Source organism: Cellulomonas sp. P24 (genome assembly GCF_024704385.1).
GTDB lineage: Bacteria > Actinomycetota > Actinomycetes > Actinomycetales > Cellulomonadaceae > JAJDFX01.
In genome coordinates this window covers 3182472-3196883 of record NZ_JAJDFX010000002.1, presented here as the reverse complement: position 1 = coordinate 3196883, position 14412 = coordinate 3182472, and the positions used below count along the sequence as shown (strand labels likewise).

Annotated in this window: 11 protein-coding genes, 1 tRNA gene and 1 pseudogene; 2 read left to right on the top strand and 11 right to left on the bottom strand. The window is 72.6% G+C overall.

Annotated elements, in window-relative coordinates; translation table 11 throughout:
- Positions 1–282: 282 nt before the first annotated feature.
- The 6 genes from LJB74_RS15010 to LJB74_RS14985 all read right to left on the bottom strand — a co-directional run bounded on the left by LJB74_RS15010 (position 283) and on the right by LJB74_RS14985 (position 6399).
- On the bottom strand, positions 283–1863 hold the full coding sequence (locus LJB74_RS15010; protein WP_259309299.1) for a sugar transferase: 1581 nt from the start codon (positions 1861–1863) through the stop codon (positions 283–285).
- Positions 1864–1986: 123 nt separating this feature from the next.
- A complete protein-coding gene (gene pth, locus LJB74_RS15005) occupies positions 1987–2595 on the bottom strand; it encodes an aminoacyl-tRNA hydrolase (RefSeq protein ID WP_259309298.1) in 609 nt (202 codons plus the stop codon).
- 189 nt (positions 2596–2784) lie between these two features.
- On the bottom strand, positions 2785–3360 hold the full coding sequence (locus LJB74_RS15000; protein WP_259309297.1) for a 50S ribosomal protein L25/general stress protein Ctc: 576 nt from the start codon (positions 3358–3360) through the stop codon (positions 2785–2787).
- Between the two features lie 195 nt (positions 3361–3555).
- Entirely contained in the window at positions 3556–4536 is a 981-nt protein-coding gene (locus LJB74_RS14995) for a ribose-phosphate diphosphokinase (protein ID WP_259309296.1), read from the bottom strand.
- Positions 4533–6209: a bifunctional UDP-N-acetylglucosamine diphosphorylase/glucosamine-1-phosphate N-acetyltransferase GlmU gene (glmU, locus tag LJB74_RS14990; RefSeq protein ID WP_259309295.1), complete on the bottom strand. Its 1677-nt coding sequence runs from the start codon at positions 6207–6209 to the stop codon at positions 4533–4535. Before glmU ends, LJB74_RS14995 begins: the two co-directional genes overlap by 4 nt.
- Positions 6210–6327: 118 nt before the next feature.
- Positions 6328–6399 (bottom strand) — tRNA-Gln (locus LJB74_RS14985).
- A 116-nt stretch (positions 6400–6515) separates the two neighbouring features.
- On the opposite strand from LJB74_RS14985, the pseudogene LJB74_RS14980 reads away from it, so the two are divergent.
- Positions 6516–7114 (top strand): annotated as a pseudogene (locus tag LJB74_RS14980) (TetR/AcrR family transcriptional regulator).
- A gap of 73 nt (positions 7115–7187) precedes the next feature.
- Positions 7188–7709 (top strand): MarR family winged helix-turn-helix transcriptional regulator, encoded by a 522-nt coding sequence (locus tag LJB74_RS14975; RefSeq protein WP_259309294.1) that lies wholly within the window; start codon positions 7188–7190, stop codon positions 7707–7709.
- 37 nt (positions 7710–7746) lie between these two features.
- Here the strand turns inward: LJB74_RS14975 and LJB74_RS14970 are convergent, their stop codons facing one another.
- The 5 genes from LJB74_RS14970 to LJB74_RS14950 form a co-directional block, all read right to left on the bottom strand.
- Positions 7747–9402, bottom strand: coding sequence for a hypothetical protein (locus LJB74_RS14970; protein ID WP_259309293.1), 1656 nt, complete (start codon positions 9400–9402; stop codon positions 7747–7749).
- Between the two features lie 5 nt (positions 9403–9407).
- The gene (locus LJB74_RS14965) at positions 9408–11228 is read right to left on the bottom strand and encodes an ABC-F family ATP-binding cassette domain-containing protein (RefSeq protein ID WP_259309292.1); all 1821 of its coding nucleotides are present in this window, start codon (positions 11226–11228) and stop codon (positions 9408–9410) included.
- 156 nt (positions 11229–11384) lie between these two features.
- Entirely contained in the window at positions 11385–12323 is a 939-nt protein-coding gene (locus LJB74_RS14960; RefSeq protein ID WP_259309291.1) for a 4-(cytidine 5'-diphospho)-2-C-methyl-D-erythritol kinase, read from the bottom strand.
- On the bottom strand, positions 12320–13222 hold the full coding sequence (rsmA, locus tag LJB74_RS14955) for a 16S rRNA (adenine(1518)-N(6)/adenine(1519)-N(6))-dimethyltransferase RsmA (RefSeq protein ID WP_259309290.1): 903 nt from the start codon (positions 13220–13222) through the stop codon (positions 12320–12322). Before rsmA ends, LJB74_RS14960 begins: the two co-directional genes overlap by 4 nt.
- Positions 13223–13270: 48 nt before the next feature.
- Positions 13271–14086: a transglycosylase family protein gene (locus LJB74_RS14950; protein ID WP_259309289.1), complete on the bottom strand. Its 816-nt coding sequence runs from the start codon at positions 14084–14086 to the stop codon at positions 13271–13273.
- Positions 14087–14412: the final 326 nt, after the last annotated feature.

Below are 14412 nucleotides of genomic sequence, written 5' to 3'. Positions count from 1 at the left end.
GCCCAGCCTGACGAGCTCGCGAGAAGCACCTCGGCCTCGATGCGCCGGCCGGAGACCGCGGGCGCCAGCAGCGGGAGCGCCAGCCGGTGGTGCCGACGCAGCAGCCCGATCCGGTTGATGCCCGCGGGGCGCAGCGCGACCTCACCGAACTCCGGGAAGGTCCCGGCCCTGTCGAACAGGGTCGTGTACATCGGTGCGCCTGGGAACGCCTCCGCCATGACGAGGGCCACGCGCTCTGCGCCGCCCCGCTGGGTGGCGTAGTCGTGCGCGAGCGCAACCGGCTCAACGACCGCCATGACCACCGATCACGACATTGACCGTCTTCCAGAGGATCATCAGGTCGAGGGCGATCGACCAGTTCTCGACGTACCGCAGGTCGAGCTTGACGGCATCCTCCCACGAGAGCTCGGTCCGACCGGAGATCTGCCACAGGCCGGTCGCTCCAGGCCTCACGAGGAGGCGGCGACGCATCGCCTCACCGTACTGCTCGACCTCCCGCGGGAGCGGTGGCCGTGGCCCCACCAGTGCCATCTCGCCACGGACCACGTTGATGAGCTGAGGAAGCTCGTCGAGCGAGTGCTTGCGCAGGAACCTCCCGACGCGCGTGACGCGCGGGTCGTCGTCCAGCTTGAAGAGCGGGCCTTCCGCCTCGTTGCGACTCTGGAGCTCGGCGAGCCGTGCCTCTGCGTCCTCGACCATGCTGCGGAACTTGAGCATGGAGAAGGTGGTTCCTCCCTTGCCGACCCGGGTCTGGCGGAAGAACACCGGTCCACGGCTCGTCAGTCGGACGGCGAGACCGATGATCAGGAACAGCGGCGCGCAGGCGACCAGCGCAGCGAACGCCAGGCCGATGTCGAAGCCACGCTTGCAGAGCACTCGAACCTTCGACGACTCTGTGTGGCGCACGTGGATGAGGGACAGGCCGACGGTGGGTTCGAGCGAGACCCGCGGTCCGAACACCTCGACGAGTCCGGGCGCGACCACCAGCTCTGCCTGCGTGCGCTGCAGCGCCCAGGAGAGGCGGCGGAGCGCCTGGCCGCTCAGCTCTGCCCCCGTCACGATGACGACGTCGAATCCCCCGTCGACCACGACCTGCGGGATGTCCGAGAGGGTACCGAGCAGCGGAACGTCCTCGGTGCGCGGGAGAACATCGAGCGACGGCACGCACAGCCCGGCGATCTTGTACCCGTGGTAGGGCGCGCTCCGGAGGTCCGAGATCACCCGGTCCACCGAGGCGACGTCGCCCACCACCAGTGTCGACTTCATCGCGTCGCCGTGTGCGCGCCGACGGTGCAGTGCGCGCCGGTTGAAGTGACGCGCGAACAGCAGGACGCAGACCACCAGCGGCAGCGCCCCGAACATCACCGTGCGGGGCACCTCGATCTTGAAGGTGACCGAGAGGAGCGCAAGTGCAGCGGCGGTGAGCCCGCCACCGCGGAGCACCGCCTCGAACTCGAGCGGACCGTCGCCGAGACCGGTGCGTTCGTAGCCACGTTCGACGGCGATCATCGCGACGAAGACCAGACCGATCGCGACGCCCCACCACAGCTGCAGGGCAGAGGTCCCGTGGATCAGGAACAGCACCGTCGTCGGGACGAAGGTGCACAGCACGATGTCGCGCGCGAGCGTCGACAGGAGGTACGTCACCTCCTGCTCGTGCCAGCTCTGGCCGCGTCTGGCGTGCTCCCGCTCCGCCGAGTCGATCTCGAAGGGGCGGCTCGACGCCCACGACACGCGGCGACCGAGTGCCGCGCGGCGCCGCTCCGCCGCCTCGGCCCGCGAGGCCTGCACGCCGAGGGCCGCGTCGAGGCTGTCCTGCTCTCCGCCGGTTCGACCCGGGCGCCGATCCGCCGCTAGCGTCACGTCGCCTCCCCTTGCTCGGGTGAATGAGAAGAGGCTAATGCTCAGAGCGCGCCGTGTATGTACTGAATGCCCGATTTCACCCGTTCCGCGTAGTACTGTGACGGCGCTGTGACCCGCCCAGGTCTACGCCTTCGTGTGGAACCGCAGCTGGGCCTTCTCGAGCCCCTCGGTGACGAGCAGCTCGACGGCGTCCGCAGCAGCATCGACGAGCCAGCCGAGGTCCTTGCGCTCGGCGGCAGCGAAGTCGCGCAGGACGTAGTCCGCTGCGTCCATCCGCCCCGGGGGGCGCCCGATGCCGACCCGGACCCGGAGGTAGTCCTTGGTCCCGAGCGCCTTCGACATGTCACGCAGACCGTTGTGCCCGCCCTCGCCGCCGCCGCGCTTGAGCCGGACCTCCCCGAACGGGATGTCGAGGTCGTCGTGCACCGCCACGACCTGGTCCGCCGTGACGCCGAAGTAGTGCGCGAGCGCCGCGACGGGGCCACCGGAGGTGTTCATGTAGGTGACCGGCTTCGCCAGGACGACCCGCGCGCCCGGCGCACCCCCGGGCAGCACCCCGAGGCGCGTCTCCGCGACACCCGACCGCGTCCCGCGCGTGGTCCGCAGCGCGAACGACGTCTGCGAGCGACCGCCCAGCTCGTCCAGCACCATCTGGCCGACGTTGTGGCGGTTGCCGGCATACTGCGGCCCCGGGTTGCCGAGCCCGACGACGAGCCAGGGCTGGTCGCTCATCTCACATCCTCACAGGGTCCGGGCGCGGGGCGCCGTGATCCTCTCGCAGGTTCGTCGGTGTCGTCGGCCTCTCGGCCCGGAGGCAGTCGGCGCGGACCGCTCCCGGACGCACCGACGCCCGGCACCTGACGGTACCGGGCGCCGGAGAGGTCGTCGGGTCGTGCTGTCGACGGCCTTGCGCTGTCGCGGTCAGACGGCGTCGGCGGCCTCGTCGGCCGGCTCCTCGCTGCCCTGCGGCACGGCGATCGTGACGACCACCGCGGTCGGGTCGTCGCCGAGAACCGCACCCGTGGGGAGAACGACGTCGCCGGCGTGGATCTGCGTGCCGGCCTCGAGTCCCTCGATCGAGACCTCGATGTGATCCGGGAGATGCGTCGCCTCGGCCTCCAGGTTCAGCGTCTGGAGCTCCACGAAGTGGATCGTGCCTGGGGCCGACTCGCCCACGATCGTCACCGGCACCTCGACCGAGACCGTCTCGCCGCTCGTGACGATCTGCATGTCGATGTGCTCGATGACCTGGCGCACCGGCTCGCGCTGGACGTCCTTGATGATCGCGAGGATCTTCTTGCCGTCGATCTCGACGCCGTAGAGCGCGTTCGCGTGCTTGAGCGCGAGGAAGGTCTCGTGGCCCGGGAGGGAGACGTGCAGCGGGTCCGAGCCGTGCCCGTACAGGACGGCGGGGATGCGGCCCGCGCGGCGGGTCCGGCGCGCGGCGCCCTTGCCGAAGTCGGTGCGGGTGGTGGCGACGAGCTTGACCTCGGACACGAGAACTCCCAAGACGATGGTGGTGGTGAACTGCTGCTGAGTCGGTGGTGGCTTCGACGCGGGAGTCAGGACGGGCACGCGGAGGCGACCACCCAGTCGATCACGGAGTCGGGTCCGGCCAGACCGTCCGACGTCCCTCGCCGAGGCAACCTGAGGAGTCTACCTGGTCCCTGGCACCGCGACGAACCCTGCGGTTCAGGCCTGCCCGTCGAACAGCGACGTGACGGAGCCGTCATCGAACACCTCGCGGATCGCCCGTGCGACGAGCGGCGCGATCGACAGGACGGTGAGCTGCGGGAAGCGCCGGTCCTCCGGGATCGGCAGCGTGTCGGACACGACGACCTCGCTGATCCGCGAGTTCTTCAGCCGGTCGACCGCGGGCCCGGAGAGCACCGCGTGCGTCGACGCCACGATCACGTCGGCGGCGCCGTTCTCGAACAACGCGTCGGCCGCCTGCACGATCGTCCCGGCCGTGTCGATCATGTCGTCGACGATCACGCAGGTCCGCCCCTCGACCTGGCCGACGAGCTCGTGGACCTTCACCTGGTTCGGGACACTCGGGTCACGACGCTTGTGGATGATCGCCAGCGGCGCGCCCAGACGGTCGGACCACTGGTCGGCGAGGCGCACCCGCCCCGCGTCGGGGGACACGACGGTCAGCCGGGAGCTGTCGACACGGCGTCGGACGTAGTCCGCGAGCAGCGGCAGCGCCATCAGGTGGTCGACCGGTCCGTCGAAGAACCCCTGGATCTGCGCGGTGTGGAGGTCGACGCTCATGAGCCGGTGCGCGCCCGCCGTGCGGAACAGGTCCGCAACCAGGCGCGCGGAGATCGGCTCGCGACCCCGGTGCTTCTTGTCCTGCCGGGCGTAGCCGTAGAACGGCGCCACGACCGTGATGGTCTTCGCCGACGCACGCTTCAGCGCGTCGACCATGATCAGCTGCTCCATGATCCACTGGTTGATCGGCACCGCGTGGCTCTGCAGCACGAACGTGTCGCAGCCGCGCACGGACTCCCCGAACCGCACGTAGATCTCACCGTTGGCGAAGTCGTACGCGGTGGTCGGCACCAGGTCCGTGCCGAGCTCGGCAGCCACGGCGGCGGCGAGCTCCGGGTGGGCACGACCTCCGACCAGGACCAGTCGCTTCTCGCCGTCGTGGGAGATGATCCCGCTCATCGTGATGTGTCCTTCGTGGTCGGAGCGGCGCCGGAGACCGGCAGGCTGCCGTCGGTCGGCAGGTGGTCCGGGAGCTCAGGGTGCTGATCCGGAAGCGAAGGGGGTGGCGTCGGTGCGGCGGCGACGCGGCCCGCGCGCTCACGCTCGGCCCGCGCCTGCGGGGAGAGCCCGTCGAGCGGGTCCGCCGCCGCGAGGGCCCGTTCCGCCGCGAGCGCTGCCGGGGTGCCGGCACGCGCACGGAGGACCCAGCCCTCGATGTTGCGCTGCGCCCCCTGGGAGACCCCCAGGGCGCCCGGCGGGACGTTGCGGCGGATCACGCTGCCAGCACCCGTGTAGGCGCCGTCACCGACCGTGACAGGTGCGACGAACATGTTGTCGGCACCCGTGCGGGCGTACGAGCCGATCGTCGTGCGGTGCTTGTTCACGCCGTCGTAGTTGACGAACACGCTCGCCGCGCCGATGTTCGTCCGCTCACCGATCGTCGCGTCGCCGACGTACGACAGGTGCGGCACCTTCGACCCAGCGCCGATCTGGGCGTTCTTGACCTCGACGAACGTCCCGATCTTGCCGCCCGAGCCGAGCACGGAACCAGGGCGGAGGTAGGCGAACGGACCGACCGTCGCGTCGTCGCCGATCACCGAGAGCGAGCCGTGCGTCCGTACGACCGTCGCGCCTGCGCCGACCTCCACGTCGGTCAACGTCGTGTCCGGCCCGATCGTCGCCCGCTCGCCCACGACCGTCGCACCGTGCAGCTGGGTGCCCGGGAGCAGCGTGACGTCCCGTGCGAGCGTGACGTCGACGTCGACCCAGGTCGTCGCCGGGTCGACGACCGTGACGCCCTCGAGCATCCATCGCCGCAGGATCCGACGGTTGAGCTCGGCGCGGAGCACCGCGAGCTGCGCGCGGTCGTTGACCCCCTCGACGAGGACCGGGTCGTCGACACGGACTGCACGCACCCGCCCGCCGTCCGCGCGTGCCAACGCCAGGACGTCGGTGAGGTAGACCTCGCCCTGCGCGTTGTCCCGGTCGAGCCGGCCGAGGCACCCACGGAGCACGGCGGCGTCGAACACGTACACCGACGAGTTGATCTCGCGCACCGCGCGCTGAGCCTCGTCCGCGTCCTTCTCCTCCACGATCGCCGTGACGTCGGGCCCGCCGTCACCGTCACGAAGGATCCGTCCGTAGCCGGTCGGGTCCTCGACCTCCGTGGTCAGGACCGTCACGGCATGGCCGCCGGTCGTGTGAGCGTCGAGCAGCGACGACAGCGTCGCGCCGTCGAGCAGCGGGATGTCGCCGGCCATGACGACGACGGCTCCGGCGACCTCGCCGACGACCGGTTCCGGCGGCGCGGCGTCGCCGACGAGGGCGGCGTCCGCGGCGGCGTCGAGCGTGCTGAGGCCGCACTGCACGGCCCGCCCGGTCCCGGGGATGTCGTCCTGGTCCGCGACCAGCACGTCCGCGTCGACCTCGAGCGCATGAGAAGCGACCGCCTCGCGCCCGTGGCGCACGACGACGACGACCCTCTCGGGGTCGAGCGACCGCGCCGCGGCGAGGGCGTGACCGAGCATCGACCGACCCGCCAGGGTGTGCAGGACCTTCGGTGTGGCCGAGCGCATCCGGGTGCCTTCACCTGCGGCGAGGACGACGACGGCGGCGGGGCGGGGGTAGGTCACGTTGCGGGACTCCCGACGGATCTGCCCGAGGTCGGACGCCCCGGGCTGCGGATCTGGCGCAGGAGCACTCTACCGCCGCGCCGGAGGGCGATGAGCCGGTCGGGTCGCCGACCTGGCGCTCCGCCCCCAGGATTCGAACCCGGACTGCAAGGCACCAAAGGCCTGCGTGCTGCCGTTACACCAGGGCGGAACGGCCACCGACATCGTCGGGACCGGGTCACAAGTCTGCCAGCACCCCACGGCGGTGGACGTCGCTGTCATGATGGCCGGGTGACCTCGGACCCGAAACGACCCACACGCTCCCGCATGACAGGCGCCCAACGACGGGCACAGCTCCTCGAGGTCAGCCGGGGGCTCTTCGCCGAGAAGGGGTTCGAGGGCACGAGCGTCGAGGAGATCGCGACCCGCGCCGAGGTGTCCAAGCCGGTCGTGTACGAGCACTTCGGGGGAAGGAAGGGATCTATGCGGTGGTCGTCGACCGCGAGATCCAGGCGCTCACCGGGGCGTTGACAGATGCGCTCGCCGCCGGCGGGCACCCGAAGCAGCTCGTGGAGCGGACCGCCCTCGCCCTGTTCACGTACATCGAGACGTCGACCGACGGCTTCCGCATCCTCGTCCGTGACTCACCCGTCGCCCAGGCGACCGGGACGTTCTCGAGCCTGATCGGCGATGTCGCGACACAGGTCGAGCACCTGCTCGCCGACCAGTTCAAGCGCCGGGGGCTCGACCCGCGCACCGCACCGCTGTACGCGCAGATGCTGGTCGGCATGGTGGCGCTCACCGGGCAGTACTGGCTCGACGCACGGTCGCCGAAGAAGGCCGACGTCGCCGCGCACCTCGTCAACCTGGCGTGGAACGGGCTGTCCGGCATGGAGCGCCGGCCGACCCTGCCGTACGAGTCCTGACGGCGCGCGACACCGCGCCCACCTGGGCCCGAGGTCACGGCCCGGGTATCTCGACGTCGAGTAACCTCACAGGATGACGACACGGCAGAGCCGGCAGCCGGACGGCGCCGACGAGGTCGACCGGATCGTCGCCGCGTGGGCAAGGGAGCGCCCCGACCTCGACGTCGAGCCGCTGACCGTCCTGTCCCGGGTGAGCCGCCTCGCGCGACACCTCGACCTCGCCCGTCGCGGCTCGTTCGCCCGGCACCACCTCGACACGTGGGAGTTCGACGTGCTGTCCGCGCTTCGACGCGCCGGCCGCCCCTACCAGCTCTCCCCCGGCGCCCTCCTGACGCAGACCCTCGTCACGAGCGGCACGATGACCAACCGCATCGACCGGCTCGCGCAGCGCGGTCTCGTGGTGCGGCGGCCGGCTCCGGACGACCGTCGCGGCGTCATCGTCGAGCTCACGGAGAAGGGCCGCCGCGGCGTCGACGCGGCGATGGCCGACCTGCTCGAGGTCGAGCACCGGCTGCTCGGCACCCTGGAGCCGGCCGAGCGCGAGACGCTCGCCTCGCTGCTCCGACGGCTCGTCGCGCCGTTCGACGCGGTCTGACCCCGCCGAGTCAGGGCGCGTCAGGGCGCGTCAGGACTCAGCCGCCCACGCGCTGCCACACCGCGATGCCCCCCGTCGTGGCCACGCGCGTGAACCCGTCGCTGACGTCCTGCCCGAGGACCGGCGCCAGCCACGACTCCGGTCCCCCCACCGGCAGCAGGACCGTCCGGCTCGCGGCGACCTGCCTCGCGACCATCTGCGCGACGCTCTCCGAGGGGTCGACGATGCCCGGCACCGGGTAGCCGCCGCGCTCGGTCATCACCGTCCCGAAGAGGTCCGGCTGCCCCGGGCATCCCTCGGCGATCATCCGCGTCTGCGCGTCCGCCACCAGGAGGTAGCTCGGGTTCTCCGACCACGTGCACCCCGTCCGCGTCAGAGCGGCGAGCAGGGCACGGTCCTCGCGCGGTCCGGACGGGAGCGCCGGGAACGTGAGCGCGAGTCCGGCGAGCGCGAGGACGAGACCGCCGGCCCCCGCACGTCGGGCCACCACGCCCCACGAGCGGCGTGCGCGCGCGCTCAGCGCGCCGACGGCGGCACCGGCGAGCAGGCACGCCGGCGGCGCGAGGAACGCCGTGTAGTGCAGGTAGTAGCTGGGGGCCCCGACCAGCGCCGCCAGGTGCACCACCCCGGCGACGGCCCACCACGCCGGGTCGGACCACTGCGACGGTGGCCTCATGTGCAGCCCGCCGGTACGGCGGGAGCCGGTGGTGCCGGACGCGCGACGACGCCTTCCGGCGATCCCGAGCGCGACCGCCGCCAGCACGACCAGCGCGACGCACACCCCTGCGACTCCCGCGGGGCCGAGCTCCGCGAGCCGCTCGTGCAGGAGCCCGGCGGTCCGGGGGCGGCCGATCTGCGCGAGGACGACGTCGTCCCACATCGCCCGCGGCGCCGCCCACGCGAACGGGAGCACGATCGGCGTGAGACCGACCAGCACCCATCCGACCCATCGGACGGCCCCGCGCACCCCGTGACGGGCCAGGACCAGGAAACCCACCACGGTCAGGTCCAGCACGACCCACACCTTGAAGGTCGCCGCGACCCCGAGGGCGATCCCGGCGACCGCGAGAGCACTGTGTTCCGTGAGCACGCCGCGCCCCGCGCGCATGCCGTGCCCTGCGAGCACGCCGGAGGTGCCCGCCAGCCGGTGATCCCGGGTGCTGCTGCCGCTCGTGGGCGCGTCCGGACGAGCCGGGGCGTCGTGCCGCCGCGCGAGGGCCGCGAACGCGATCAGCAGACCCAGCCCGATGAAGGGCTCGAGGTAGATCGAGCGCTCCGCCGCGATCGCCGGTCCCCAGAACGCGTAGCCCAGACCGCCGACCAGGGCCGCGACCAGTCCCCTCCGCCGCAGGATCCGCGCGATCAGGACAGCGTTCAGGACGCCGACCGTCATGACGAGCAGACGTCCCGCGGCGAGCGCCCACGGGTCGCCCACCACGCGCGCGAGGGCCGCCGCCGGGGTGAGGGCGAGCACGATGCCCGGCGGGTGGACGAACAGCACGTCCCGGTACGGGAGCCGGCCGGCGATCAGGTGCTCCGCGAGAGAGAGGTGCACGCCGTCGTCGTAGCCGTACTCCGCGCGGAGCATGCCCGCCGCCACCAGCGGGACGAACCTGATCGCGAAGGTCGCGACGGCCACGACGGCCAGCACGAGCCGCAGGCGTGCGGCGTCGCTCGCGAACCACGACCGCACCCGGGTCACTCCGCCGCCTCGGCCACGACCATCCACTCGTCCTCGAGCTCGGCCCGTTCGGCTGCGAGCGCCCGCAGCTCGGCGTCCAGGGCGAGCACGGCCTCGTGGTCCGTGGCCTGGGCCGCCATCCGCTCGTGCAGGCGCAGCTCGAGCTCGCCGATCTTCGCGAGCCGACGTTCGAGGCGTGCGAGCTCCTTGCGTGCCGCACGCACCTCGGCCTGGCTCGGACCGGCGTCGTCGTTCCGCGCCCCGTCGACGCGCCCGGTGGGCGCGAGCGGCCCCGACGCGGCCTGTGCCGCGCGTCGCAGGCGCAGGTACTCCTCGACCCCGCCGGGAAGGTCCCGGATCGTGCCGTCGCCGAGCAACGCCACCTGGCGGTCGCACACCCGCTCGAGGAGGTACCGGTCGTGCGACACGACGACGAGCGTCCCGGGCCAGCCGTCGAGCAGGTCCTCGAGCGCCGCGAGCGTGTCCGTGTCGAGGTCGTTCGTCGGCTCGTCGAGCAGCAGCACGTTCGGCTCGCCGACGAGCAGCCGCAAGAGCTGCAGACGCCGCCGCTCACCGCCGGAGAGGTCCCCGACCCGGGTGCGCGCCCGCTCGCGCGGGAACCCGAGGCGCTCCACGAGCTGTGCGGCCGTCAGCTCCTTGCCACCGACCACGATCGACCGCCGCTCACGTTCGACGGCCTCGACGACCACCAGGTCCTCGAGCTCGCCGAGCTCCTCGACGTCCTGCGTGAGCTGGGCGACGTTCACGGTCTTCCCGCGCTTGACCCGGCCGCTGCCGGGGGCGATCTCACCCGCCAGCAGCCGCAGCAGGGTCGTCTTGCCCGCCCCGTTCACGCCGACGACCCCGTAGCGGTCCCCGGGGCCGAGCCGCCAGGTCACGTCCCGGAACAGGGGGTCGCTGCCCGGGTAAGCGAGGGTCACGTCCTCCAGGTCCAGCACGTCCTTGCCGAGACGTGACGTCGCCATCCGGGTGAGCTCGAGCGAGTCCCGCGGTGCAGGCTCGTCCGCGATCAGCTCGGCCGCGGCGTCGAGCCGGAACTTCGGCTTGGACGTGCGTGCCGGTGCCCCGCGGCGGAGCCAGGCGAGCTCCTTGCGGAGCAGGTTGTCACGCTTCTGCGCCGACGTGGCCGCGCTGCGCTCCCGCTCGGCGCGCGCGAGCACGTACGCGGCGTACCCGCCCTCGTACTGCGCGACCGCGCCACCACCGGCCGATCCGGTGACCTCCCACATGCGCGTGCAGACCTCGTCGAGGAACCAGCGGTCGTGGGTCACGACGACGAGCGCCCCGCGCCCCTGCCCGCCCGAGCCGGCGAACCTGCGCTTGAGGTGCTCGGCGAGCCACGCGACACCCTCGACGTCCAGATGGTTGGTCGGCTCGTCCAGCGCGATCACGTCGTGGTCGCCGACGAGGAGCGCCGCGAGGGCCGTCCGCCGCCGCTGTCCGCCGGAGAGCGTCGCGACGTCGGCGGCGAGGTCGACGTCGGCGAGCAGCCCCGCGTGCACGTCCCGGATGCGGGGGTCCGTCGCCCACGTGTGCTCGTCGGCCGTCCCGTGGATGAGCTCGCGGACCGTTGTCCCGGCCGGGAGCTCGTCACGCTGGTCGAGGAGCACGACGTCCAGGCCGCCGGCCATCGTCACACGCCCCTCGTCCGGCTCACCGCGCCCGGTGAGCAGCCGCAGGAGCGTCGACTTCCCCGCGCCGTTCGGTCCGACGACGCCGATCCGCGCACCGTCGTCGATCCCCAGGCTCACCCGGTCGAGCAGTGTCCTGGTACCGAGGGTGAGCGAGATCGCGTCCGCTCCGAGCAGGTGTGCCATGCCGTCCTGTCCGTCTGATGCTGGTCGGGTGGGTACTGGTGGTCGGTCGGTGCTGGTGGTCGGTCGGTGCTGGTGGTCGGTCGGTGCTGGTGGTCGGTCGGTGCTGGTAGTCGGTCGGTGCTGGTGGTCGGGACGTGCGCCGCCTCGGGGGGCGAGCTAGTCGAGGAGGCCGCTCGGGACGACGCGCGCACCGCCCACCGCGCCGACGGCCGTGACGACCGAGTCGGCGACGTCCGACGCCGTGAACGCCGCCGCGATCATCACCGCGTGCTGACGGCTGCGCGCGAGCGCGGCGACGGTCGGCCCCGACCCCGAGACGATCGCCCCGAGCGCCCCGGCGTCGATCGCGACGTCGATGGTCTCCGCGAGCTCCGGGGCGAGCTCGAGCGCCGCCACCTGGAGGTCGTTGTGCAGCGCAGCGCCGAGGGCCGCCGGGTCGCCCGCACGCACCGCACGCAGCACCGTGCTGTCGGCGTCGGCGTCCAGGCTCGCGCCGTCCGGCACCAGCTCGTCGAACGTCCGGTAGACGTCGGCCGTCGACAAACCCGAGTCGCGGACCGCGAACGCCCAGTGGTACTCGCCGCGGGTGAGTGCCGGTGTGAGCAGGTCCCCACGACCGGACCCGACGGCGACGTGCCCCATCAGTGCGAACGGGACGTCGGCGCCGAGCACCGCGGCAAGCCGGGCCAGCTCCTCACGGGCCAGCCCGGTGTCCCACAGCGCGTCACAGGCCACCAAAGCGGCCGCGGCGTCGGCGGACCCGCCGGCCATGCCACCGGCGACCGGGACCCCCTTGTGCAGGTGGATGTGCACACCGTCGACGACACCGGCCCGGTCGGCCAGCAGGTGCGCGGCCCGCAGCGCCAGGTTGCTCGCATCCGTCGGCACCCGCTCCGCGTGCGGACCGGAGACCGTGACCTCGAACCCCTCCCCGGGGCGCGCGACCACGTCCTCGTAGAGGGACACCGCCTGGTACACCGTCGAGACCGGGTGGTAGCCGTCGCGGCGACGCGGGCCGACCCGCAAGGACAGGTTGACCTTGCCGGGCGCGCGCACCCGGACCTCACGGTCGGCACGCGTCACGGGGAGGCTCACGTGCCCACTGTGCCAGGTCGGCGGGACGTCGGTGCGCCGGCGGCGAGCGCCTCAGCGACCCGGGTGAAGGCCTCGATGTCGAGCCGCTCGCCGCGCGTCTGCGGATCGACACCGGCGGCACGCAACGCGGCCTCGGCGATCTCGACCGACCCGGCGAGCGTGCCGAGCGCCGACCGGAGCATCTTGCGGCGCTGGGCGAACGCCGCGTCGACCACGGCGAAGACCTCGGCACGCGACGCCGTCGTCCGAGGCGGTTCCCGCCGCTCCAGCCGGACCAGCGCGGAGTCGACGTTCGGAACCGGCCAGAACACCGAGCGCGCCACCGTGGACGTCCTGCGCGCCGATGCGTACCAGGCCACCTTGGCGGACGGCACGCCGTACGTGCGGCTCCCCGGCGGCGCAGCGAGCCGGTCCGCCACCTCGGCCTGCACCATCACGAGCACGCGCTCGAGCGACGGGAACCGCTCGAGGAACGTCAGCAGCACCGGGACGGACACGTTGTACGGCAGGTTGGCGACGAGGGCCGTCGGCGCGGCACCCGGCAGCTCGGTGACCTCGAGCGCGTCGGCGGTGACGACGGTGAAGCGGTCGGTCCCGGCGACCTCCGGGAGGTGCGCGGCGACCGTCGCGGGCAACGCCCCGGCCAGCACCGGATCGATCTCGACCGCCACCAGGCTCGCGCCCGCCTCGAGCAGCCCGAGGGTGAGAGAACCGAGACCCGGACCGATCTCGACCACACGCTCCCCCGCGACCACGCCGGCGGAGCGGACGATCTTGCGCACCGTCCCGCCGTCGATCACGAAGTTCTGACCGAGCGTCTTCGTGGGACGAATGCCCAAGCGCCCTGCCAGGTCCCGGATCTCGGCCGGGCCCAGCAGGGCGCCTGGGGTGTCAGTCACGACGACGAGCCTATCGGGGGTGAGGGCTCGCGCCGCCCGCCGGTCGGCTCAGCGGAACAGCTGCGCACCGCAGACCGGCCACTGACCGGCACCGGAGCGCGCGTACAGCATCTGGGCGCGAGCGGTCTGCTCGGCGGCAGATGCCTGGGACGGCAGCCCGGCACCGCCGACGGCTTGCCAGGTCCCCAGCGAGAACTGGTAGAGGCCGTAGTACAGGCCGTTCCGCGACACGATCGTCGGGTTGCCACCGGACTCGCACCGGGCCAGCGCGGCCCAGTTCAGCGACGACGCGCTCGCGCCGACCGGCGTCGGTGCGACCACCGGGCGGGGCTTCGTGCCGACCGCGACGACCTGGTCGACGGGCGCCGAGGTCACCGCCGCGGAGAGCTGCACGCGCGACGTCTCGACACCGTTCGTCGTCGTGACCCGCTCCACGATGGTGCGGGCCCCGTCGACACCGGCGGTGCGCACGACCTTCTGCCCGGTGTAGCGCGTCGCGTCCTGGGTCGTGACGGTCGCGAACGGCACCGCCTCGACGCGCGAGACGTCGGCCACCACGATCCGGTTGACGGTGACGGTCACCGCGCCGGCCTCGTCATGGGTCACCTCGACCTGGTCGAGGTCCCCCAGCGTGACACCGAGGTCCGTCAGGACCGTGCCGATCGTCCGCTTGGAGCCGTCGACCACCTGCGACGTCCCGTCGACCTGGACCGTGAGCTGACCGGCGACCGTCAGGCCCAGCGAGAGCGGCTCCCGGCCGGCGGACGAGCGCGACGCGACGAGCCGGATGTCGCTCCCTCTCGACGCGAACGTCTGCAGAGCCTCCTCGGCCGTGAGGGCCGTCGTCCAGACGGTGGCGACCACGCCGTCGGTCGAGACCTCGACCTGATGCGCGTGCCGGACGACGATCTCGGCGCCGTCGTTGAGCGCGCTGCTGGTGCCCGGGACGACGGTGTCACGCGCGGCCAGCGCGACGTGGCGGTCGTGCAGGACGCCGTCGACGCTCCCGGCGAAGGTCGTGACCGTCGTGACGGTGCCGTCGACGTCGAGCGTGACGGTCTTGTGCGCGTGGGCGACGGCGGTGCCGGAGACACCGGCGAGGAGGAGGACCGCAAGGCCGGCGACGACGACGCGTCGCGGGGGAGCGGAGCCTGTCCCGCAGCGCCACGAGCGGCGAGCGGAGACGGCGG